The 22,781-nt window shown below is 68.8% G+C and carries 21 protein-coding genes; 10 read left to right on the top strand and 11 right to left on the bottom strand.

From position 1 onward, the window contains the following. The first annotated feature begins 43 nt into the window (after positions 1-43). Positions 44-1,222, top strand: a complete 1,179-nt coding sequence (locus QR64_RS17400; RefSeq protein WP_006553912.1) for an exonuclease SbcCD subunit D — start codon at positions 44-46, stop codon at positions 1,220-1,222. Next, positions 1,219-4,197: an AAA family ATPase gene (locus QR64_RS17395; protein ID WP_039586437.1), complete on the top strand. Its 2,979-nt coding sequence runs from the start codon at positions 1,219-1,221 to the stop codon at positions 4,195-4,197. Before QR64_RS17400 ends, QR64_RS17395 begins: the two co-directional genes overlap by 4 nt. 7 nt (positions 4,198-4,204) lie before the next feature. On the opposite strand, the gene QR64_RS17390 is transcribed toward QR64_RS17395, so the two are convergent. Further along, the gene (locus QR64_RS17390; protein ID WP_235367203.1) at positions 4,205-5,422 is read right to left on the bottom strand and encodes an AI-2E family transporter; all 1,218 of its coding nucleotides are present in this window, start codon (positions 5,420-5,422) and stop codon (positions 4,205-4,207) included. Positions 5,423-5,594: 172 nt separating this feature from the next. Here QR64_RS17390 and QR64_RS17385 point away from each other — a divergent pair, with 172 nt between their 5' ends. Together QR64_RS17385 and ychF are read left to right on the top strand one after the other, a co-directional pair. Next, complete coding sequence (locus QR64_RS17385) at positions 5,595-6,032, top strand: hypothetical protein (RefSeq protein ID WP_083543721.1); 438 nt, start codon at positions 5,595-5,597, stop codon at positions 6,030-6,032. Between the two features lie 36 nt (positions 6,033-6,068). Then, positions 6,069-7,148, top strand: a complete 1,080-nt coding sequence (ychF, locus tag QR64_RS17380) for a redox-regulated ATPase YchF (protein ID WP_039586389.1) — start codon at positions 6,069-6,071, stop codon at positions 7,146-7,148. A 99-nt stretch (positions 7,149-7,247) separates the two neighbouring features. On the opposite strand, the gene QR64_RS17375 is transcribed toward ychF, so the two are convergent. Further along, a complete protein-coding gene (locus QR64_RS17375) occupies positions 7,248-8,027 on the bottom strand; it encodes an alpha/beta fold hydrolase (protein ID WP_039586387.1) in 780 nt (259 codons plus the stop codon). Positions 8,028-8,082: 55 nt separating this feature from the next. Between QR64_RS17375 and QR64_RS17370 the strand changes: the two genes are divergently transcribed. Further along, positions 8,083-9,846 carry a GNAT family N-acetyltransferase gene (locus tag QR64_RS17370; RefSeq protein WP_039586385.1) on the top strand — a complete coding sequence of 588 codons (1,764 nt, stop codon included), beginning with the start codon at positions 8,083-8,085 and terminating at the stop codon, positions 9,844-9,846. A 25-nt stretch (positions 9,847-9,871) separates the two neighbouring features. Here QR64_RS17370 and QR64_RS17365 read toward each other — a convergent pair whose 3' ends face one another. From QR64_RS17365 to QR64_RS17355, 3 genes are all read right to left on the bottom strand, one after another. Further along, positions 9,872-11,047 (bottom strand): flavin-containing monooxygenase, encoded by a 1,176-nt coding sequence (locus QR64_RS17365; RefSeq protein WP_039586383.1) that lies wholly within the window; start codon positions 11,045-11,047, stop codon positions 9,872-9,874. Between the two features lie 114 nt (positions 11,048-11,161). After that, positions 11,162-12,787, bottom strand: a complete 1,626-nt coding sequence (locus QR64_RS17360) for a helix-turn-helix transcriptional regulator (protein ID WP_039586381.1) — start codon at positions 12,785-12,787, stop codon at positions 11,162-11,164. Between the two features lie 86 nt (positions 12,788-12,873). Further along, positions 12,874-13,431 carry a TetR/AcrR family transcriptional regulator gene (locus tag QR64_RS17355; protein WP_039586379.1) on the bottom strand — a complete coding sequence of 186 codons (558 nt, stop codon included), beginning with the start codon at positions 13,429-13,431 and terminating at the stop codon, positions 12,874-12,876. 129 nt (positions 13,432-13,560) lie between these two features. On the opposite strand from QR64_RS17355, the gene QR64_RS17350 reads away from it, so the two are divergent. After that, the gene (locus QR64_RS17350) at positions 13,561-14,601 is read left to right on the top strand and encodes a hypothetical protein (RefSeq protein WP_039586376.1); all 1,041 of its coding nucleotides are present in this window, start codon (positions 13,561-13,563) and stop codon (positions 14,599-14,601) included. On the opposite strand, the gene QR64_RS17345 is transcribed toward QR64_RS17350, so the two are convergent. From QR64_RS17345 to QR64_RS17330, 4 genes are all read right to left on the bottom strand, one after another. Further along, positions 14,598-15,077 carry an AAA family ATPase gene (locus tag QR64_RS17345; RefSeq protein WP_231921804.1) on the bottom strand — a complete coding sequence of 160 codons (480 nt, stop codon included), beginning with the start codon at positions 15,075-15,077 and terminating at the stop codon, positions 14,598-14,600. The genes QR64_RS17350 and QR64_RS17345 overlap by 4 nt on opposite strands. Positions 15,078-15,171: 94 nt before the next feature. Beyond that, positions 15,172-15,597, bottom strand: a complete 426-nt coding sequence (locus tag QR64_RS17340) for a hypothetical protein (RefSeq protein WP_080968177.1) — start codon at positions 15,595-15,597, stop codon at positions 15,172-15,174. A gap of 94 nt (positions 15,598-15,691) precedes the next feature. After that, on the bottom strand, positions 15,692-16,483 hold the full coding sequence (locus QR64_RS17335; protein ID WP_039586372.1) for a hypothetical protein: 792 nt from the start codon (positions 16,481-16,483) through the stop codon (positions 15,692-15,694). Between the two features lie 74 nt (positions 16,484-16,557). Then, a complete protein-coding gene (locus QR64_RS17330) occupies positions 16,558-17,532 on the bottom strand; it encodes a pseudouridine synthase (RefSeq protein ID WP_039586371.1) in 975 nt (324 codons plus the stop codon). Positions 17,533-17,654: 122 nt separating this feature from the next. Here QR64_RS17330 and QR64_RS17325 point away from each other — a divergent pair, with 122 nt between their 5' ends. Further along, positions 17,655-18,926, top strand: a complete 1,272-nt coding sequence (locus QR64_RS17325; protein WP_039586369.1) for an MFS transporter — start codon at positions 17,655-17,657, stop codon at positions 18,924-18,926. 16 nt (positions 18,927-18,942) lie between these two features. Here the strand turns inward: QR64_RS17325 and QR64_RS25240 are convergent, their stop codons facing one another. Then, positions 18,943-19,851 carry a hypothetical protein gene (locus QR64_RS25240; RefSeq protein ID WP_235367201.1) on the bottom strand — a complete coding sequence of 303 codons (909 nt, stop codon included), beginning with the start codon at positions 19,849-19,851 and terminating at the stop codon, positions 18,943-18,945. 87 nt (positions 19,852-19,938) lie between these two features. After that, positions 19,939-20,205, bottom strand: a complete 267-nt coding sequence (locus QR64_RS17315) for a helix-turn-helix domain-containing protein (protein WP_016693921.1) — start codon at positions 20,203-20,205, stop codon at positions 19,939-19,941. 91 nt (positions 20,206-20,296) lie between these two features. On the opposite strand from QR64_RS17315, the gene map reads away from it, so the two are divergent. From map to fmdA, 3 genes are all read left to right on the top strand, one after another. Beyond that, entirely contained in the window at positions 20,297-21,076 is a 780-nt protein-coding gene (gene map, locus QR64_RS17310) for a type I methionyl aminopeptidase (protein WP_006550663.1), read from the top strand. Between the two features lie 99 nt (positions 21,077-21,175). Continuing rightward, positions 21,176-21,472, top strand: a complete 297-nt coding sequence (locus QR64_RS17305; protein ID WP_080968176.1) for an FmdB family zinc ribbon protein — start codon at positions 21,176-21,178, stop codon at positions 21,470-21,472. 40 nt (positions 21,473-21,512) lie between these two features. Continuing rightward, entirely contained in the window at positions 21,513-22,766 is a 1,254-nt protein-coding gene (gene fmdA / locus QR64_RS17300; RefSeq protein ID WP_039586368.1) for a formamidase, read from the top strand. The last annotated feature ends 15 nt before the right edge of the window (positions 22,767-22,781 follow it).

Genomic DNA, 22,781 nt, shown 5'->3' with positions numbered 1-22,781 from the left:
CCGACATCCGGGGATGTCGGTCCTCTCCTCTACCGTCTGTCCCATGCGGATCCTGCACACCTCCGACTGGCACATCGGCCGCACCTTCCACGGTGTCGACCTGCTCGCCGACCAGGCGCGTGCGCTGCGGGCCATCGCCGATCTGGTGGCCGAACGCCGGATCGACGTGGTGGTCGTGCCGGGCGACGTGTACGACCGGTCGATCCCGAGTTCCGACGCGGTCGCCGTGTGCAACGCCGGCCTCGAGGCCATCCGTGAGGCAGGGGCGATCATCGTCGCCACCTCCGGCAACCACGACTCGCCGGTCCGGCTCGGTGCCGGCGCTGCCTTCGCCGCGCACGGGGGTCTGCACCTGATCACCCGCGTATCTCAGATCGACAGCCCTGTCGTCCTGCACGACGAGCACGGCCCGGTCCGCTTCTACGGCATCCCGTATCTCGAACCCGAGATCACCCGCGCCGAGCTCGGCGTGCCCGAGGCCCGTTCGCACCAGCAGATCCTCGACGCGGCGATGGAACGCGTGCGCGCCGATGTCGCGGATCGGCACGGCCGCACGGTCGTCCTGGCGCACGCCTTCGTCGTCGGTGGCGAGCCCAGCGACTCCGAGCGGTCCATCTCCGTCGGCGGGGTCGAGACGGTCGCCGCGTCGTCGTTCGACGGTGTCGACTACGTCGCGCTCGGTCACCTGCATTCCCCGCAGACGGTGAGCGAGACGGTCCGGTACTCGGGATCGCCGTTGCCGTACTCCTTCGGCGAGCGCTCGCACCGCAAGGCGGTCTTCGTCGTCGACCTCGACGCCTCGGGTGCGGCGTCCGTCGAGCGGGTCGATCTCCCGGTGATCCGCGAATTGACTCGTCTCGAAGGCGAACTGGACGATCTGCTCGCCGATCCGGCGCATGCCGCCGTCGAGGAGCACTACGTCTCCGCGGTGCTGACCGACGCGATCCGCCCGCTCGACGCCATGCGTCGCCTGCAGGAGCGGTTCCCGTACGCCGTGCACGTCGAATGGCAGCGACCGGCCGGGTCCACGGAGGGCAGCTACCGCGACAAGGTGCGCGGGCGCAGTGATCGCGACATCGCCGCGTCGTTCCTCACCGATGTGCGTTCCGAGCCGTCCGAACGCGAGCGCGGCTGGATCGACGAAGCGTTGAGGGAGGTCGACCGTCGTCGTGGCATCGGCGACGAGACCGACACGCAGTGGCGGACGGACGTGCCGGCATGAGACTGCACCACCTCGAGATCACGGCCTTCGGTCCGTTCGCCGACACCGTCGAGATCGACTTCGACGAGCTCGGCGCCGATGGGTTGTTCCTACTGCACGGGCAGACAGGCGCGGGCAAGACGTCGATCCTCGACGCGGTCGCGTTCGCGCTCTACGGCACCGTCCCCGGTGCTCGCTCCGAGGGGCGCCGGTTGCTGTCCGACCACGCACGGGTGGGTGCTGTGCCGACGGTCCGGCTCGAGGCGACCATCGCGGGTCGCCGTCTGGCCATCGAACGCAGCCCCGAGTTCGAACGCCCGAAGAAGCGCGGCACCGGCACGATCAAGCAGCAGGCCAAGGCGAATCTCACCTGGCTCGACGGGTCGGGGGAGAACCTGTCCCGCGCCCAGGAGATCGGCGACGTCGTCAAGTCGTTGCTCGGGATGAGCGCCGAACAGTTCTTCCAGGTGGTGCTCCTTCCGCAGGGCGACTTCGCCCGGTTCCTGCGTGCGAACAGCGAGGAGCGCGGCAGGCTGCTCGAGCGTCTGTTCGACACCACCCGTTTCGGCGACGTCGAGCAGTGGTTCCGCGATCGGCGCGGTGCCGGAACGAAACTGCTTGCCGAGCAACAAAAGAAGGTCGAAGTGCTCGCGGCGAAGGTGGCCGCGTCGGCCGGGATCGAGGCGGGAGCCGACGCCGATCCGGTGGAATGGGCGGGCCGCCTGCTCGCCGAGGCCGCCGAGAGCCGCGACGACGCCGCCGCAGCGCTTGCACGAGTCCGCGCCGTCGACGAGGTCAACCGGCGCAGGCTCGACGAGACCGTCGCTCTCGCCGACCGACTCCGCCGCCGCCGCGACGCCCTGAACATCCTTGCCGAACTCGAGCAGACGCAGACGCAGCGCGTCGCCGTGACAGCCGAACGCGACGCCGCGCATCGCGCGGTGAGCGTCGCGGTCGTCGATCGGGAGGCCGACCGTCTTGCACGCGAGGCCGATGCCGCCGCAGCGCGCGCCGAGACGGCCGCCGCGCCGCTCCGCAACGACGACGAAGGACGCGATCTCCTCGACGCTGTCGGGCCGATGTCGTCCGCCGCCGACCGCGACATCATCCGACCTCGATGCGAGGAATGGTCCTCGGAGGCAGCGCGACTCGACGTCCTACTCGATCGCCGTCGTCGTCTCACCGAGCTCGAGAACGAACGCGAGAAGTTCGCCGGACGTCGCCGTGCCCTCACCGACGAGCGTCGGCAGGTGATCGACGAGCGCGCCGCGCTGCCCGAACGATCGACCGCCGCTGCTGATGCGGTCGCCGAGGCCGAACGCGCAGCCGCGATGCTCCTCGGCCTGTCCACCGCACGCGACCGTGCCGCCGACGCGCTCGACGCCGCCACCGAACTCGCTTCGCGCCGAAACGAACTCGAACGGCTCGAAGCCCGGGTACTGCAACTGCACTCCGAATACAACCACGCACGCGACGCGCACCTCGACGTCCGGCAGCGCCGGATCGACGGAATGGCAGCCGAACTCGCCGCGCGTCTCACCGACGGCGAACCGTGCATGGTCTGCGGTTCCACCGAACATCCCGAGCCCGCGCGCCCGGCTCCCGACACTGCGACGAAGGCAGACGAGGAACGCGCCCACGCCGCCGAGCAACGCGCCGCCACCGCGCTGAGCGAAGCACGTGAGGCCGTCACCGAACTCTCCGGGATCGTCGCCGTCCTCCGACAGCGTTGCGGCGACGCCGAACTCGCCGAACTCACCACCGCCCACGCCGAGGCGGTCCGCGCCCACAACGAGGCCGCCACCGTCGCCCGTCGGCTCGACCATCTGCTCGCGACGGTCGAGGACCTGCGCAAACTCGACACGGTGCTGGCCGAACAGGAGAAGCGGCTCGACGCCGAACTGTCCGAACTCGCCCGCGAGGACGCGGTCCGCGCGGCCGAGATCACGGAGATCCGCGAGCGCATCGTCGAGGCCGTCGGCGACCTCGACCTGCTCGCCCCGCGACGGAGGACGGTCGCGGCACTGTCCGCCGCCGCCACCGCGCTGCTCGACGCCCGCACCGGCGCCCTGCAGGCGCGCACGGCCGCCGACGAACGCGCCGCCGACGCCCGCACCGCAGCCGCGGAGGCGGGCTTCACCGACCTCGACAGCGCCCGCGCAGCTGTCCGGACACCCGAGCGGCTCGCCGAGATCGACCGCGTCCTGCGCGCCGCCGACGACGAACGCGCGGTGGCTACCTCCACGCTGAACGACCCGGCGATCGCGGCCCTCACCGGCGACGAGGTCGCTGACGTGACGGCCGCGCGCGCAGCGGTGGACGACGGTGCCGCGGCGGTCGAGGCCGCCCTGAGCGCGGCCACCGAGGCCGAGCGCCGGCACCTCGACATCGAGAACTACTCCCGGCGACTCGAGCGTGCCTGCGCCGAACTCGTCCCGCTGCTCGACGAACACGCCGAACTCTCCGCGCTCGCCGACGTCGTCGCCGGAATGGGGTCGAACGCCAAGAAGATGTCGTTGCGCTCGTACGTGCTCGCGGCGCGACTCGAGGAGGTCGCCGACGCCGCCTCCGAACGCCTGCGCAGGATGTCCGGCGGTCGCTACGAGTTCGTGCACTCCGACGCGGCCGAAAGCAGGGGGCGTCGCGGCGGTCTCGGTCTCGACATCCACGACGAGTACACCGGCGCCGTGCGATCGACGAAGACACTGTCGGGCGGCGAGTCCTTCCAGGCGTCCCTCGCCCTTGCCCTCGGCCTCGCCGACGTCGTCGCCGCCGAGGCCGGCGGGCTCGTGCTCGACACGATGTTCATCGACGAAGGGTTCGGTTCACTCGACGCCGACGCCCTCGAAGCGGTCATGGGGGTGCTCGACGAACTGCGCGCGGGAGGCCGCGTGGTGGGCGTGGTCAGTCACGTCGACGAGATGCGGCAGCGGATCCCGAGCAGGCTGCACGTCATCCGTGGCCGCTCGGGATCCACCGTCCGCGTCGCGAGCTGACCGCCCCTCAGTCCTCGGAGGCGGCCGGTGCCGGAGAGGCCGGCTTCGGATCGGGCACCGAGGTGTCGCCCGGAGCCGGGAGTGCCTTCGTCTCGTCGTCCTCGCCTTCACTGGCGCGCTCGTCGATCTGTTCGCCGATGTAGCGGATGACCACCGCGGCCACCGCCGCGACCGGCACCGCCAGGAACGCACCGATGATCCCGAACAGCGACGATCCGGCCGTCACCGCGAGCAGCACCACGGCTGCGTGCAGGTTCATCGACCGCGACTGCAGCACCGGCTGCAGCACGTTCCCCTCGATCTGCTGCACGGCGATGATGAGGACCAGCACGATGATCGCGGTTGTGAAACCGTTGGCGACGAGTGCGACCAGCACTGCCAGCGCACCGGCGACGAACGCACCGACGATGGGAATGAATCCGCCGATGAAGGTCAGGATCGCCAGGACGGGTGCGAGCGGGACTCCGAGGATCAGCAGGCCGATACCGATGAAGAGGGCGTCGATGAAGCTCACCAGGGCCTGCGTGCGGATGAACCCGCCCAGCGTGTCCCACATGCGGCCGAGTACCGCTTCGAGGTGACGTCCGGCGCGGCCGCCGCTCACACGGTGCAGCCACGGCACGAAGCGCGGGCCGTCCTTGATGAAGAAGAAGGTCAGCACGAGGACGAGAGCGAGTGTGACGAGCAGCGAGCCCGCCGTGCTCACACCGGAGAAGACACCGCCCGCGATGGTGGCAGCACTGCCCTGCACTCGTTCGACCACCGCGTGGACGGCGTTGTCGAGTTGTTCGTCGCGCAGGTTGATCGGGGGTCCCTTCACCCATTCCTGCACGGTGTTGATGCCTTCGGTGGCCTTGTTGGCCAGGTCGGGCATCTGGGAGACCACCGACGGGACGATGCCGGCGATGATGCCGCCGACGATCGCGAAGAACATCACGAGGGTCAGGCCGGCCGCAGCAGCCGGAGGAACGCCGCGTTTGGTCATGAAGCGGGTGGGCGGCCACAGGATCGTGGAGACGACGATCGCGAGGGCGACCGGCAGCACGATCACCCACATCTTCTCGATGATCCAGCCGATCACCACCGCACCGGCGGCGATGACGACCAGGCAGGCCGACCACTTGGCGAGCCAGATTCCGCCCGTGCCCAGCAGGCTTCCGCGGTCGGGTTCAGCCGACGGCTTCCCACTGCTGTTTCCGCTGGGCGCGGTCTTCGATTCGGTCAACGACGGTCCTTCCGACATGTATCGAGCTCGATACCGATCGACAGTCGCCAATCTACGGTCACCGAGCGCCGCGCGTGGTCCGGACGACACGCCGGAAACGGCGCTGAAGGGTCCCCTGCCGTGGCATTCTCGAAACGTGACGAACCGAACGAGCACGACCCGACTCCTGCGTGTGTCCGCTGCGACTGTGGCGATCGCCGCCGCCTTCGCGCTCACCGCGTGCAGCTCCGACGACACTCCCAGCGACGAGGACGTGCGCTCCTCGGCGGATGTCGCGGTCACGAGCGTTCAGGAGCAGGCAGAGGGCGCCATCTCGTCGGTGCAGAGCGTCGCGTCCAGCGCGGCCGAGCGGGCCGGCGACATCTTCGACAAGGCGAAGCTCGATGTCTTCGTCGCGGCCTTCCGCACCGGTTACCCGCAGCTGTCGGCCGACCGGGAGACGCAGGACATCGAGTCCATCGTCACCGAGACCTGCCCTCTCATCGACGATGGTGCATCCGACCAGGAAGTGAACGCGAAGGTTCAGGAAGTCGCGGCCAACGGATCGACCGTGCCCGACGGGGACCAGGCAGCGCGCATCGCACAACTGGTGCGGGTGGCGTGCGGGTGAAATGAGCGGCGGACGGCCGCGTAGAATACCGATTCCGTGAGCCTTACCCTCGGAATCGTCGGTCTTCCCAACGTCGGCAAGTCGACGCTGTTCAATGCGCTGACCAAGAACGATGTGCTGGCAGCGAACTATCCGTTCGCCACCATCGAGCCCAATGTCGGCGTCGTCGAACTGCCCGATCCGCGACTGAACCGGCTCGCCGAGATCTTCGGTTCCGAGCGCATCCTCCCGGCCACGGTGTCGTTCGTCGACATCGCCGGCATCGTCAAGGGGGCCTCCGCCGGTGAGGGCATGGGCAACAAGTTCCTCGCCAACATCCGTGAGGCGGACGCCATCTGTCAGGTCGTGCGCGTGTTCGACGATCCCGACGTGGTCCACGTCGAGGGCAAGGTCGACCCGATGGCCGACATCGAGGTCATCGCGACCGAGCTGATCCTCGCCGACCTGGAGACGATCGAGCGAGCGCTGCCGCGGCTCGAGAAGGAGTCCCGGAAGAACAAGGAACTCGTCGCTCAGCTGGAGGAGACGAAGAAGGCTCAGGCGATCCTCGAGGACGGTCGCACCATCTTCTCCGCCCAGGCGGAGGTGAAGGGCGAGCTGCTGCGCGACCTGCACCTGCTCACCGCCAAGCCGTTCCTGTACGTCTTCAACGCCGACGAGGCCGTCCTCACCAACGAGGAGCGCAAGGAGGAGCTGCGCAAGGCCGTCGCACCGGCCGACGCCGTCTTCCTCGATGCCAAGGTCGAGTCCGAGCTCCTCGAGCTCGACGAGGACGAGGCGATGGAGCTGCTCGAATCCATCGGCCAGACCGAGGCCGGTCTGAAGCAGCTCGCGCGCGCCGGTTTCCACACGCTCGGCCTGCAGACCTACCTGACGGCGGGTCCGAAGGAATCGCGTGCCTGGACCATCCGCAAGGGTGACACCGCCCCCAAGGCGGCCGGCGTGATCCACACCGACTTCGAGCGCGGCTTCATCAAGGCCGAGATCGTCTCGTTCGCCGACCTCGACGAGGCCGGCTCGATGGCCGAGGCGAAGGCTCGCGGCAAGGTCCGCATGGAGGGCAAGGACTACGTCATGGCCGACGGCGACGTGGTGGAGTTCCGCTTCAACGTCTGACGAACGCCATCGGGGCGTTCCTCCGTAGTCATCCGCATTTCGGTGTTCTCGACCCCGTATATCGAGGTCGGGAACACCGAAATCGTTATGCCGACGGAATCAACCGTGCCGGGCGACGTCCTCGCAGAGGATGCTCGGCCACTGCGCGAGATCGGCCGGGGTGTGCGCGATCTCCAGCTTCGCGTGAGGGAGCAGACCCACCAGCGACTCCGCCGTGGACACCGGATGGGCGGGGTCGTCGATCCACGCCAGCACCGTCACCGGAATGTCGATGTCGGACACGGCCTCCGGATCGGGCAGGTCGCTCAGCGCGGCGCCCCGGAACAGCGAGGGCAGCAGTTCCTCGGTGACGTCGGGGACGGTCTCCGGCGCGTCGACGGTGGCCGGCGGTCGTGGCGCGGTCAGATCGCGCGTGAGGAACGCCGCGAGTCCCTGCTGCTCGATGAGATCGGCGGCGGCCCGGTACTCGGCGGCCTTCGCGACGCGGGTGGCCCAGGCGGTCGCCGGCACCAGCAGGGTGAGGCTGCTGAAGCGCTCCGGATCCTTCACCGCCGCGTGCAGCAGGGTTCCGGTGCCCATCGACGGCCCCACCCCGTGTACCCGCTCGCCGGGGAAGTAGTGGTCGAGCAGCCGCAGCAGGTCGTCGGCGAGCACCGGCCAGCGGTAGTCCTCCCGCACCGCACGACCGGTCGAGCGGCCGTGCCCCCGCGCGTCGTAGCGCAGCAGTCGGGTGCCGCTGAGCCCGCGGCCCAGGTCGAGGTCCATGAGGCGGTCGCGGTGGCGGCTCGAGGTCAGGCCGTGGAGCTGGACGACCGGGTGGCCACCCTCGTCGCTCAGCTCCACGTCGAGTTCGGCCCCCGGCACACTGAAGGTCGGCACATCGTCTCCCGACGTCGGAAAGCGGTTGCTGGGGAAGGCGCCTAGGATACCCGGCATGCGGCTGACAAATGTGGCGCACCTGCGCCTGCCGTTCGGCCGACTGCTCGGTTACGACGTGACCGTCGCGGGGCTCGGCCGGGCGCTTCCCGTGTCGTTCGACCAGCGGCGGCATGTCGGCGCGGGCGAACGTCCCGGCTCCTGGATGGCTCTGTCCTTCCGCCTGTTCGAGCCGGTTTCGCCCGACGACCTCGCGACCGCCTGGCTGGCGGTGATCGCGCGGCACGGCACCCTGCGCTCGGTGTTCACGCACGGCGACGACGGTGAGCCGCTTCTGCGCGAGGCCGAGATCCGCCCGGGCGGGTGGGTCGAGCATCCGATCGGCCCCGGTCAGGCCGTCAACGACGCCCTCCGGGACGTCCTCGACGGCGCGTGTTCGCCCTACAACCGGCCGTCGCACCGGCTGTGCGTGCTCGAGACCGCTACGGAACCGACCGTCGTGGTGGCCGCCGATCACTCGCACGTCGACATGTGGTCGATGTTGGTGATGGCTCGCGACCTGCTCGCCGCCCTCGCCGCCGTACGCGCGGGACGGGAACCGTCCCTGTCGCCGACACCGGCCTTCGCGGAACACACCCGGGCACTGCAGGACCGTCCGGCCGCACCCGCCGAGGTCCACGAGCGCTGGGCCGAGGTGCTCGCCGCCAGCGGTGACGTGATGCCGCGCTTCCCGCTCTCCCTCGGAGTGGCGAGTCTCCAACGCGAACGAGTGGAGGTGCGCGACGTGCTCGACGTCGACGACAGCGCCGCCTTCTCCTCCCAGGCCAAGGACGACGGGGTGTCCACCCTCGCGCTGGTGGTCGCGGCCATGACCGAGGTGACCCTCGAACTGGCCGGAGTCCCGTTGCGGGCGGTGTTCCCGGTGCACAGCCGGTACGACGCCACCTGGCACGACTCCGTCGGCTGGTTCATCACCAATTCGGTGCTCGAATCGGCCGTCCCCGAACCTCGCGCGGCCGCGGACGCGGTCAAGGAGGCGGTCAGGCTCGGATCCTGGCCCCTCGAGGACATCCTGCGCCCGTGGGAGGGCATGCCGGAGGCGCCGGGCATGTTCGCGATCTCCTGGTTGGACCTGCGCCGGCTTCCCGTCCGGGTCGACGCTACCGGCCTCGAGGCGCAGTACGTCGGCGCGACCATCCGCACCGACGGGGTGATGTTGTGGTTCATCCTCGACGACTCGGGACTGCACCTGCGGTGCCGCTATCCCGACACCACCGAGGCCCGGCGGCACGTCGGTGGCTGGCTGGACCTGCTCGTCGCCCGGCTACAGGCACGCGCCCGTGAATCGGTCGGTGGTCTGATCCGATTGGGCGACAGGACTTATCGGGTGCAACGTGCCGGCCGACCCGACGTACCGGCGATCGTCGGGTTGCTCTCCGGCGACGAGCAGAGCGCCTGCGACGGTGTGGAACTCGCCCGTTACGAAGAGGCCTACGACGCTGTCGCCCGCGACCCTTCGCACTATCTTGCGGTGGTACGCGACGAGGTGGGCCGGATCGTCGGCACGATGCAGTTGACGATCGTGCCGGGTCTGTTCCGTGGCGGTGCCACCCGCCTGCTCGTCGAAGGAATCCGGGTCGCCCCGTCCGAACGTTCCCGCGGCATCGGTACGGCCATGCTCGAGTGGGCCCACGATCACGGCCGGAACCGGGGTGCCACGCTCGCGCAGATCGCCGTCGACCCGGACGACGAGCGGGTTCGGACGTTCGGGGCGCGGCTCGGCTACGACTGCACCCACGCCGGATTCGAGCGGGCGCTCTGACGTCGGCCGACTCGACGGCCGAGGGCTACGTCGTGGCCGACTGCGACGTGGTGGAGTTCCGCTTCACCGGGTAGTGCGGCGTGTGCCGACCCGGATCCGTTCCGGCGGACGCGGGGGCGCCGTGCGCGACGAGGTGACGGACGACGTACTCCGCGTCCGCACCGGCCCCGCCGACGAGCATCGACCGGAACGACGACTGGAAGCACAGACCGGTGAAGTACAGACCGGGCACCGAGGGGACCACGCCGCGTTCCTCGCGCGGCCAGCCGTCCGTATCGAACACCGGTAGGTCGATCCAGTCGTACTTCTGGCGGAAACCGGTGCACCACACCACATTCGTCACGTCGAGAATCCGGCCGTCGGACAACACGGGGCGGAGTTCGGCCACGCCGGTCACGCGCTCGGTGACCCGGGTGACGCCGCGTGCGGCCAGCTCCCGCCGACGGATCCGCAGCAGGGGCGCCCCGTGGCGCCGTTCGTCCTCGCGAGCATGTCGTCCCATCGGGGTGCGCACGGACAGCACATGTCCCCACACGAACCACAGGATCGGGAACAGCACGCGCATGGCGGGACTGTCGACGCGCACCGGCAGCTGCCCGGTGTCGCGGCCGCACAGAGTCGTCGGATGGGACGCCGCCAGCTCGTAGGCGATCTCGCTGCCGGAATGGGAAGCCCCCACTACGAGTACCGGACCGTCGCGCAACTGCGACGGATCGTGATACTCGCTCGAATGCAGCTGCACGATGCCGGGATCCAGCTCGGAGGCGAAGTCGGGGACGCGTGGGGTTCGACCGAACGTGCCCGTGGCCACGACGACGTTGTTCGCCTCGATCCGCGTGTCGCCGCAGTCGAGGACGAACCGGCCGCCGTCGCGGGAGAGCCGGCGGACCTGGGTGTTGCCGAGCACGGGCAGGTCGAAGCGGGAGGCATAGGACTCGAGGTAGTCGGCGACCTCGTCCTTGGTGGGGGAGCGGTGCGGGTCGCCCGGGAACGCCATGCCGGGCAGTCCGTCGTACCCGGCGGGGCTGTACAGGCGCAGCGAGTCCCAATGGCAGCGCCAGTTGTCGCCGATGCGTCGGTTCGTGTCGACGACGAGGAACGGGCGGCCGCGACGAGCGAGATGGTAACCGGCGGACAGGCCTGCCTGACCTGCGCCGATGACGGCGGTGTCGATCTGCTGGGGTGCGCTGTGGACGGTCATGACGACTCCCCGGGGTGAGGGAACTACACCGACGACGTTAGCTACTGCTGTCCGTCGGCCGCGTCGGAAGGAATTCGCAATCGAAGGTGGCGGCGTATGGGCAGTTCTACCCAGTCAGAGCAGACGATGCTCGTACGCGTAGGCCGTCGCCGCCGCTCGTGAGGACACCTCGAGCTTGGTGAATATGTTGCTCAGGTGCCGGGCCACCGTCTTCTCGCTGATGACGAACTCGTGGGCGATGGCTCGATTCGTCCTGCCCGTGGCAACGGCGCGCAGCACCTGGACCTCCCGGGGCGTCAGCCCGTTCGGTGCGTCGGCGAGTTCGGGACCGCGGAGCTCACGCAGATCCGGCAACGCGTGCAGGCCGTGGAAAATCGATGCTGCCGAGTCGAATTCGAGCCGGGCGTCATCGTCGTCGCCGAGTGCGGCGCAGCATCGACCCTGCAGCACTCGTACCCGGGCACGTTCGTAGGGTGCACCGAGGTCACGCCAGCGCCTGCCGGATCGCCGCAGCCGTTCGAGGGCGCCGCAGGGGTCACCTTCGGCGAGCAGGACCGAGCCCTGCGCGTGGTCGGCCATCGCTGCCAGTGCAGGGGCGTCCTGCGTCCGGGTCAGCGCCTCGAGTTCGTCGGTGCTGCGCCGGGCTGCGGCGACATCTCCGGTGGCGAGCGCGATCTCCGTGTGGGCGGCGAGCATCCGCGGCCGGTCGAGATTCGAGGCTTCGCCGAGACCCCGGAGGATTCCGGCGACCGCTGCGGTGGTGTCGCCCTGTCTCAGACGCAGCAGAGCAAGACCCGGCTGTACCTCCTGCCCGTACATGCCCGCTGACCTGTAGGCGGCTTCCGCCTCGGCGAACTCACGGCGTAGACGATGCAGTTCGCCCTGCTCGTACAGGGCCATTCCCATCGCGGGTTGACCGGGCGGATCCGACAGCCGCTGCAGTGCGAGGCGGGCGAGGTCCATCGCCTGCGACCAGTCGCCCTCGAGTTGCAGCATCTGGGCGCGATGGACCAGGCACTGTCCCCGGAAGGGCGCGAGTCCGGACTGATCGTCGCACCAGCGGCCGAGGGCCCGAGGCCACTCTTTCGCCCGTTGCAGATGATATGTGCCGTAGCAGGTCTCGATGACCGCGCAGTACACCAGGCCGGAGACGACGGGCGAGACCTCGCCCAATCCGACGGCGACGAGCACCTCGTCGAGTGTCCGCAGCCCGCCGTCGACGTCGCCGAGCAGGACTCGGCACTGTCCGATGCCCAGTGAGCCGAGAGCGAGAAGGTCGGCGTCGTGGCAGGCCCGTCCGATGCGCTGAGCTGCGGTGAAGATCGGCAGTGCCTCGGTCGGCCGGTTCGCGTACATCTGCTGTACTGCTCCGGGGATCATCAGAAAGCCGCTGGTCGCGCAGTCCGGTCGCTCGGCGACACCCGACTGTCGTGCTCGTTCCAGCCAACCTCCGGCCCGTGCCACCTCACCGCGGCCCATCAGAAGGAAGCACAGCCAGAAGGCACTGCGGCCCGCGCTCTCGGATTCTCCGGCTTCGAGATGTGCGGCGAAGGCGCGCTCGTACAGCGCGACGCTGTCGTCGTCGTGTCCCGTGAGGTATGCGGCTCGCGCGAACAGATCGAGGTCGTCCGCGGCCAGGGCGGCGAGTGTGTCGGCCCTGCGGAATCCGTCCAGGGCACGTGGCCACTCGCGCGCGCGGAACGCTGCCCGCGCGTGGTCCAGGACCGTCGACCTGCCCATGTCCGCTCCCGCGATCGAGCGCCGCCGACACCGGCTGATTGTGATCCTACGCCCGCGGATACGAAGGGACGCCGGTGTGCGCGCGCTCACGACGGTCGCATGCCCGCCAGGACGATCGACACCAATCGCGGAACGAGATCCGGGGTCGCCGCGCGGATCGCCTCGGGTAGGGGGCGGGTGATCAGTCCGATGGCCAGGACCAGTTCCAGTGCGTGGAGGTCGGTACGCACGATGCCGGCGGCCCGCACCGCGTCGAGCAGCTCCTCGACCCCGGTGAGCGTCTGCGCCTGGGCGTCGCGCACCGATCCGGAGATCTCGTCCGTCACGAACTCGGCGAGGGTCGCGGAGAGGGCGCCCAGGTCGAGTTCGACCAGCCGCTGTACGTAGCCCACCCAGGCGTCCTCGGGGGATGAGCCGACCCGCTCCAGGGCTTCGGTGCCCGCTGCACGCATGTCGCCGAGGATCGCGAGCGCGACCTCGTCGGCCAGCGCGGCCCGGGACTCGAAGTTCCGGTAGAGGGTGGCGATGCCGACTCCGGCGGCCTCCGCGACCGCTTCGAGTGCGACGTCGCTGCCGTGGGCTGCGAACAGTCGACGCGCCTCCTGGACGATCAGCTGACGACGCTTCGCGGCATCGGCGCGCATCGGTTCCCTTCCTTCCGGACCGGGCTGTGAGGAGCTTCGCTTGACATGTCCATCCTAACCGGAGGAATACTCTCCGATAGAAGTGGAGGAAAATCATCCACTTAACGATGGTCGGACAAGGAAGACGCGATGGCAGACGCCGCTACGACGACAGTTCCCGACGCGGGTGACTCCACCGCGCGCAAGCCTCACCCCGCGCTGGCGCTACTGGGGATGACATGCGGGCTCGGGGTGATCCTGGTACTCATGCTGCTGGTCTTCATCATGCCGTCGCTGAAGAGCGGACCACACGACCTGCAGGTCGGCATCGTCGGAACCTCCGCGGCAGCAGATCGATTCGAGACGTCGCTCGCGACGGCCGCCCCCGACGCCTACACCTCGCAGCGGTTCGCCTCCGAACAGGAACTGCGCGACGCCATCCACGACCGCGACGTCATCGGAGGGTTCGTCGTCGCCGAGTCGGGCGTCCGCACGCTGGTCGCCGGCGCGGGCTCGACCGCCATCTCCGGTTCGCTCGCCGGCACCGCGCAGGCGGTCGGCGGAGCGATCGGGACCGACGTGACCGTCGAGGACGTCGTCCCGCTGCCGGAATCCGACCCCACCGGTGTCGGTATCGGTGGCCTCGCCTTCCCGCTCGTCTTCGGTGGCATCGTCCCGGTCGTCGCATTCCGGAAGATCCTGCCGCGCAGCGACGGCTGGTACCTGACCGGCCTGCTCGTCTTCGCCGCAGTCGGTGGCATCGTCGTCGCGTCCATCCTCACCTTCGCCTTCGGAAGCATCGAATCGACCTTCGGGCCGGTCGCGGGATCCATGGCCCTCGGTATCGCCGCCCTTGCACTTCCGCTGGCCGGACTCCAGAAGGCCTTCGGTGCCAAGGGGTTCACCATCGGTGCGATGGCCATGATGTTCCTCGGCCATCCGCTGGCCGGTATCGCGACGACGTCGGCATGGTTGCCGTCCGGACTCGGCACCTTCGGTCAGATCCTTCCCCCGGGTGCTGCCGGAACCCTCGTGCGCTCGGCCGCATACTTCGACGGCGCAGGCGGACTCGCGGCACTCCTGACCCTCGTCACGTGGATCGTCGTGGGAGTGCTGCTCTACGTGGTCGGTATGCGACGTGCGGTGGGTGAGGAACCGGCAGAGCGTCCTTCCGCGCAGCTCGCGGCCTAGCGGACCACGTCGAGCGGTCCCTCCTCGGGCGTCGGCGGCTCGAACCGCTCGAAGTACTCCGTCGCCGTCTGCTCGGTCAGCGGCCAGTCGTCCGCCCACCTCCCGTGCCGGTTGCCGACCCGGCTCAGGATGGTCTCGAGATCCGTTGCGATGTACACGGTCTCCGGCACGATGCCCTGCGGCGCGAGAAGTGCGCGGAACTCGTCACGTTGTCGCCGGAACCAGAATCCGAAGTCGAGCACGACATCGTTCCCCGCCGTGACATAGCGAAGCAAGCGCGCTTTCAGGTCTGCCGATACTTCGGCAACCACCTCGGCGGAGGGCATGGTCGTGATCCCGCGATCCCAGAACTCCACCTCGTACGACAGACGCGTCCAGCCCGCGCGCTCCAGGCGCTTGGCGTAGGTGGTCTTGCCTGCACCGGCCGGACCGCACATCATCACGACGCGAGGCACTCGGGTCCTGTTCACTGCCACCGGCCCGACGGTACACACCGCCACCGGCATCGAGACCGGTGATGCGTATCGCCGATCCGGATCGGATCGGACTCGATCCACACGCTCCTGGGCGTCAGGGCACGGTGAAGGTAGCGAAGCCCGGCGTCATCGGCGGACCGGGAAGGGGATGGAGTACGAGCGCGACCTGTCCGCTCCCCGTCGCCAGGGTGGCTTCCGGTGGGAAACCGTTCAATCCGTCCGACATCCGCGCAGTACCGGATGCGCCGGTCGTCAGGTTCAGCCAGTCGACCTGGGCGTAGATCAGGCATCCCCAACCTTCCGGCTTGCTGCCCGTGACGGTCACGCTCCCTTCGGTCTCGCCGATCCGGACGGCGCACCGGCTGGGCGGCACATCGAAGCTTCCACTGGGATTGCCGTAGGAAGCCGGGTTGATCTGGAACGGGACGGTCACCTCCGCGGCCGCAACCCCGGGCGTTGCAAGGGCAGAGGTCGCAACAGCGAATGCGCAAGCTCCGATGACGCGGGCGAGACGGGCCACAGGGTCTCCTTCGGGTGCCGGTCGGGTTCGCCCCATTCTCATCGGCTCGAACGGCCCCGTCCGCCGATCGGCCGAATTGCTGTTCCCGAGTCCGCTATGTCTTCGAGGCCTTCTCGGTCTTCGACGAGAGTCTGCCGATCACGGCGCTTCCGATGATGCCGACGACGATCATGCCGATCCCGACCGCGTCCGGTATCGAGTCGGTGACCCACCCGAAGATGCCCGCGACCAGCACGAAGGTCGGCAACCAGTCGATCAGCTTCAGGAGCGACGGGGCGGCTTCGGTCTCGCCCTGCGACGCCGCGAACTTCGCTCCGGCGTAGTCCGGGTAGAACTCGGTGAAGGAGACCGCGAAGAAGATCGCCGCGAGTTGGAGCACCCAGCCGGTCCAGAAGTTGCCAGGGTCGCGCATAACGGCGTCGCCGATGAATCCGACGATGGCGGAGAAGGTGAACGCACCGGCCCAGACCGCGGAGATCACGTAGTTGATCTTCATGAACAGGGGAGACGTCCAGTATTCCTGGGGCGTGTCCTCTTTCGCGTAGGGGAGTGTGAACGGCCTGCGTGCGATCAGGGTGGCGAAGACGAACACCGCGAGCGCGATGTTGGTGAGTTCACCGGCCCAGATCTCCATCCAGTCGATGACACCGTCCGAGGCGATGAGGCCCACCGCGGCCAGCACGGCGAAGAACGCCGCGCCGAACGTGTCGAGGGCGTGTATCTTGATGCCGCGTCGCGCACCCACCCACATCGTCAGCAGGACGAGGCCGAGAGCGAAACACACTGCTTCCTCGAACCGTCCCGGGGCCGACAGGACGGACATGAGGATCCACGGTGCGATTCCCGACAGTGGCGACCGGAGGTAACCGTCGACGACCTTGGTCATGCCTACCAGGGTATTTCGTGAAGCCGCAGGCGTCGGAGTTTTCGAAGGATCGACCAGGATCCGCTCGGAGGCACTCAGTCCTGCGTGGTCGGTGCCTCGGCCAGGGTGCGCCGGGTGGCGAAGCGGCGCTCGGCGCCCGATAAGGGGTCGACGAATTCGAGTTCCCGCGCGAGCAATTGGAGGGGGAGCGAATGGTCGTCCGGTGTCTCGGGCAGCAGGACGGGATACCAATGGTCGCCGAGGATCCCGATACCGAGCGCCGCCAGGTGCACTCGCAGCTGATGCATCCGACCTGTGTGCGGGCGCAGCAGGGTGTGCAGGACGGCCCGCCCCGACCTGCTCACCCCGGATCCGAGCACCTCGATCAGCGTCTCCGAGTTGGGTTCGCGGGTGTCGTCGACGACGACGCGCAACTCACCGCGCCGCGCCTCGATGTGATTGCGGTACAGCACGGGGAGCGGGCGTCCCGCGATCTCCGGCGTTGCCGGATCCCACTCCGCCGGCAGTGCAGACACCGCCTCGTACACCTTGGTGACCCGGCGCTTCTCGAACAGCGACTGGTAGGCGCCACGGGTCTCGGGCCGGGCCGAGAACATCACCAGCCCGGCGGTCGCCCGGTCGAGCCGGTGGATCGGTGTCAGATCCGGGTTGTCGAGGCGGGTCCGCAACCGGACCAGCGCCGACTCGCGCAGGTAGCGCCCGCCCGGAGTGGTGGGCAGGAAGTGCGGTTTGTCGACCACGACGAGGTCGTCGTCGATATGCAGGATCTCCTCGTGGAACGGCACCGGTTCCTCGACGGGCAGATCGCGGTAGTACCAGACGAACCGGTGCGCTCCGAGTTCGGTGCCGCGACCGATGGGTTCTCCGTCGATCCCCACGATCTCGCCGGCGTCGAAGCGGCGGTAGAGATCGTCGGCGTCGAGATGGTCGAAGCGTGCGACGACGTACTCGGCGACCGTCGACCACGGACCGGAGGTCGGAACACGCAGTCGCGTGGGCCCGACCCCGTTCCTGACGGGCAAGGGTGAGGGCATCGGCACGGGCACCATCCTCCCATCGGCTGCAACGTGGGCTGCGCCTCGGGTGATCGGCGGTGGCGCGATCGGAGAGCGAGGCGCGGTTCACAGATGCTCGTCGGGGACGGGCGACACCGTTCTGCCACCATGTCCGCATGACTGCACCGGCCCGGCTCGGCATCCCGACCGGCACGCTCGCGCTGCTGGCCGCCCTGTACTTCGCGCAGGGTCTGCCGTACGGGTTCTTCACGCAGGCGCTTCCGGTGGTGCTCCGCGAGTCCGGCTTCTCGTTGATCGCGATCAGCGCGACGGGTGTGCTCTTCGCGCCGTGGGCGCTGAAGTTCCTGTGGGCGCCGTACGTCGACCACTACGGGACGAGGCGGCAGTGGTTGCTCTCGCTTCAGCTCGCGGCGTCGGCGGTGTCGTTGATCCTGGCGTGCCTCGACCTGTCGTCGACGCTGCGGTGGCTGCTCGTCGGCATCGCGGTGGTCAACGCCCTCTCGGCAACGCAGGACGTCGCGACCGACGGTCTGGCCGTGCAACTGCTCGGACCGAAACAACGCGGGCTGGGGAACGGCATCCAGGTCGGTGCGTACCGCATCGGGATGATCGTCGGTGGGGGAGCGCTGCTGTGGGTGTTCTCCCTCGCGGGTTGGCGCAGCCTGTTCCTCGCGATGGCGTTCCTGCTGGTGCTGACGACCATCCCGGTGTGGCGACTGCCGCGCACGGAGCGACGAGCCACGACGGATCGGGAACCGCGAAGCGCGACCCGCATGACGGTCGCGTGGTGGACGCGTCTGCGCCGCCCCGGGATGCTCGCGTTCATCCTGCTCATCGGCGGCTTCAAGTTCGGTGACTCGATGGGCTCGGCGATGGTCGGTCCGTTCATGTCCGACTCGGGACTCACCCTCGGGCAGATCGCGCTGGTCAAGGGTGTGCTGTCCTCGGCAGGCGCTCTCGGCGGTGCCGCCCTCGGTGGGTGGCTGTGCTTCCGTCGCGGTCGTCGGCAAGCCCTGCTGATCGGTGGCGTGACCCAGACGGCGAGCCTCGCGCTGTACGTCGTCGCGTCGCTCGGCTACGGCGGGTTCGGGCTCATCGTCTCCGCGAGCCTGGCCGAACACGTCCTCGGCGGCGCCGCGACGGTCGCGGTGTTCACGCTCATGATGGACGCCGCGGACAGGGACCACGCCGGCAGCGACTACACCCTGCTCGCGTGCGCGATCGTCGTCGTGCAGGGCATCGCGGGCTTCACCGCCGGTGTGGTCGGAGACGTGTTCGGTTATCCCGCGCTGTTCGGCACGAGCCTGGTGCTGTCGGGAATCGGATGTGCCGTCCTGCTGCTCGCTCTTGATCGAGGCATCGGGCCGAGCGGGGTGCACGGTGTGTGGCAGAGCGGCGCGGGGCGGGCGGCCTCGCGGTACCGGTGATCACCGGTACCGCCGATCACTGCGACCAGTACTGCAGCATCGGCTCCTCGGCGAGCACCGTCGACCCCTCGGAGATGACGAGAGCACGCGACGAGATGCTGTACTGCACACCGGCGTTCGTGGCGGTGAAACCGTCGCCCGAGGGCACGGGGTCGTCGATCTCGATCGCCGCACCGTCGTTCGTACGAACGCCCTTGTAGTAGTACCGGCCGGCCCCGGTCTCGCACACCACGACGAGCGAGTCGGCCGTCTGGCCGATGGCGACGGCGGGATTCGTGTGGTTGCACCGTGCCTCGGGGATGCCGACGAAGCCCTGTGCGTCGGTGTCCTCGGAGGCCGACACGGGCGGTAGTGGCCGAGCGGGCCCGGCTGCGGGCGCGGGATTGCCGGTGGCCGTGAGTTCGAGATCCTCGATCCGCAGGGCCACGTCGCCCGGAAGCACGGTGACGTAGCTGTTGCCCTGCACGATGCTGTTGGCCGTGATGCACTCGAAGTCTCCGGTCAGGCACGACAACCGCTCCCAGTAACCGCCGAGCGAACCCGTCGGGCGTAGCGCGTATTCGCCGGGGGCGATGTCCACCCCGACCTTCAGAGTGCCGTTGGTCGGGAAGCCGCTCGGGGTGAGGGACCGACTCGCCTGTGCTCGTGGGGCGGGCGGATCCGTTTCCGCACGCGGAACTGCGGACGGCGAGACGGTGACCGTCACGGTCGACGGGGGCGGGCTCGCGGCGACAGTGCTCTCCGGGTCCGTATCGGACGAGCGGGTCAGGACGACGACCAGCGCGGCAACTGCGGCGATGACGGCGACCAGCAGGGCACCGCCCACGAGCCACGGCCACTTCGGTCGTCGCGGCGGGGTCGGGGTGGGCCAGGGCGGCGGGGGAGCGCCGTAGCCGTAGCCGTACCCGTCCTGCGGAGGCTGCATCGACATCCGGATCCCTTCGCTGTCGCGGTGGTGTGCCTCCGGATATCGCTGCCGATGTCTCCTGCTGTTACGTCCGGTGGGGAGGCGCTATCCGGTGCGTTGCAGGTCGGTGCAGGGAAGGGCCAGTTCGGCGAGATCGTCGAGAGAGACGGGTAGCACCCGTGCGAGAGCGGCGATCGTCGCGAAGGCCGGCGTCGCCAGTCGTCCGGTCTCGATCTTCCGAAGGGTCTCCGGCGAGATGTCGGCGGCCCGGGCCACCTCGGTGAGCGTCCTGCTGCCTCGGGCTTCGCGCAGCCGACCACCCAGGCGTTTGCCGGCGGCCAGCTGTTCCGGGGTCAGGGGGAGTCGCACCATGACCCGCAGTCTAGCCGCGTCGGTATGAAAATACCGATCGTCGCGTTAGGGTGGTATTTAAATACCGTTCTGTGATCCTGAGGAGTGCCCCGTGTTGGAACTGAAAACCCCCGGTGAGATCGCGGCAATGGACGTGACCGGCACGTTCATCGCCGAGCTGCTCGACGATCTGACGGGCCGCGCCCGACCCGGCGTGAACCTGCTCGATCTCGAACAGCGCGCGCGGGACATGATCGAGGAACGCGGCGCGGTCTCGTGCTACTGGGACTACGCGCCCTCGTTCGGGCGCGGACCGTTCCGCAACGTCATCTGTCTGTCCGTCAACGACGCAGTGCTGCACGGGCTCCCGCACGACTACGTACTCCGGGACGGCGACCTGCTCAGCATGGACATCGCCGTCTCGATCGACGGCTGGGTCGCCGATTCGGCACGCAGCATCATCGTCGGCGCGGAACGTCCCGAGGACCGGCACCTCGTCGAGGCGACCGAGGTGGCGCTGGACGCGGCCATCGCCGCCGCGCTCCCCGGTAACCGCCTCGGAGACATCTCCGCAGCGATCGGCGCTGTCGCCGCCGAGTACGGCTATCCCGTCAACACCGAGTTCGGTGGTCACGGACTCGGCCGCACCATGCACGAGGATCCGCACGTGGCGAACACCGGACGTGCGGGTCGCGGGCTCGTGCTGCGTCCCGGCCTGACGCTCGCCCTCGAGCCGTGGTTCGCGGCGGGGACGGACAAGATCGTCTACGACCCCGACGGCTGGACCATCCGTTCCGCCGACGGCTCGCGCACGGCGCACAGCGAGCACACGATCGCGATCACCGAGGGTGGACCGCTGGTGCTGACGAAGCGAGAGCGTGTCACCGAATAGAGATGGCACCGAACAGCTCCGGACAGCAGGAACATTCGGAGTAGGGGAGCGGGCTTGCGTGCGGTCCGTTATGGTCGGTGCACCGACGGGCGAAAGGCGATGCCGATGCCGCTGTACGAGTTCCGATGTGCCGACTGCGGGCCGTTCGACGTCTCCCTCCCGATGAGCGAGGTCTCCGCGTCGACCCCGTGCCCCCAGTGTGCTCGGCAGGCTCGTCGTTCGCTCACTGCGCCCCGTCTCGGCCGCGGCGGTTCGGCAGCGATGCGCCTGCACGACGCCACGGCACGGACCGCATCCGAACCCGACGTCGTCTCGGGCGCCCTGCCGGGTGTGCCGAGGCGTCCGTCACGGCCGGTCACCACCGACCCCCGACACCGATCCTTACCACGTCCCTGATCGTCACAGCCCCTGATCCGTCACCGCTGCAGGAGGTCCCGTGCCCGACGTCGTGTTCCCCCTCGATTCGACCCGCCGGTTCACCGATCAGGAGAAGATCGGCCACAACCGCTGGCACCCGGATATCCCGCCCGTCGCGACGCTGAAACCGGGGGATTCCTTCCGCGTGCACTGCCGCGAATGGTTCGACGGCGAGATCCACAACGACGACTCCGCCGACGACATCCGCAATGCCCCGCTGCACATCGTGCACGCGTTGTCGGGACCGTTCGCAGTGGAGGGTGCCAAGCCCGGCGACCTGCTGATCGTCGACATCCTCGACCTCGGCCCGATTCCGCAGGAGGACTCGGGTCCGCTCGCCGGGCAGGGCTGGGGCTACACGGGCATCTTCGCGAAGACGAACGGCGGGGGATTCCTCACCGACCAGTTCCCCGACGCCTACAAGGCGATCTGGGACTTCTCCGGGCAGAAGGCGACGAGCCGCCACGTGCCCCACGTGTCGTTCACCGGCATCGTGCATCCCGGCCTGATGGGGACGGCGCCGTCGCACGAACTGCTGTCGACGTGGAACACTCGGGAAGCTGCTTTGATCGCGACGGATCCCGACCGCGAGCCGGCGCTGGCGCTGCCGCCCGAGCCGAACGGCGCGATTCTCGGCAGCCTGTCGGGCGCCGATTTCGACCGGGTCGCGGCCGAAGCGGCGCGCACCGCTCCACCGCGGGAGAACGGCGGCAACCAGGACATCAAGAACCTCACGAAGGGAAGCCGGATCTTCTATCCGGTCTTCGTCGACGGCGCGAATCTGTCGGTCGGCGACCTGCACTTCTCGCAGGGTGACGGCGAGATCACCTTCTGCGGTGCCATCGAGATGGGCGGGTTCATCGACCTGCGCGTCGATCTGATCCCCGGCGGTATGGAGACCTATGGGGTGAGCGAGAACGCCATCTTCATGCCGGGCAACACCGACCCGCAGTATTCCGAGTGGCTCGCGTTCTCCGGCACGTCCGTGACGCTCGACGGCGAACAGCGGTATCTGGATTCGCAATTGGCGTACCAGCGGGCGTGTCTGCACGCCATCGACTATCTGACGAAATTCGGCTACAGCCCCGAGCAGGCGTATCTCCTGCTCGGGGCTGCACCCATCGAGGGACGTTTGTCGGGTGTCGTGGACATCCCGAATTCGTGTGCCACGGTGTATCTTCCGACGGCGATCTTCGACTTCCCGGTCGCGCCCACCGCATCCGGTCCGGTGACGATCGATCCGGGTATCGGAGCACCGCGTTCGTCGGCGTGAGGGCCGCGAAAATCG

Source organism: Rhodococcus sp. Chr-9, from assembly GCF_000801125.1.
GTDB classification, from domain to species: Bacteria; Actinomycetota; Actinomycetes; order Mycobacteriales; family Mycobacteriaceae; genus Rhodococcus; species Rhodococcus pyridinivorans.
This window is presented reverse-complemented; position numbering and strand designations above follow the sequence as displayed.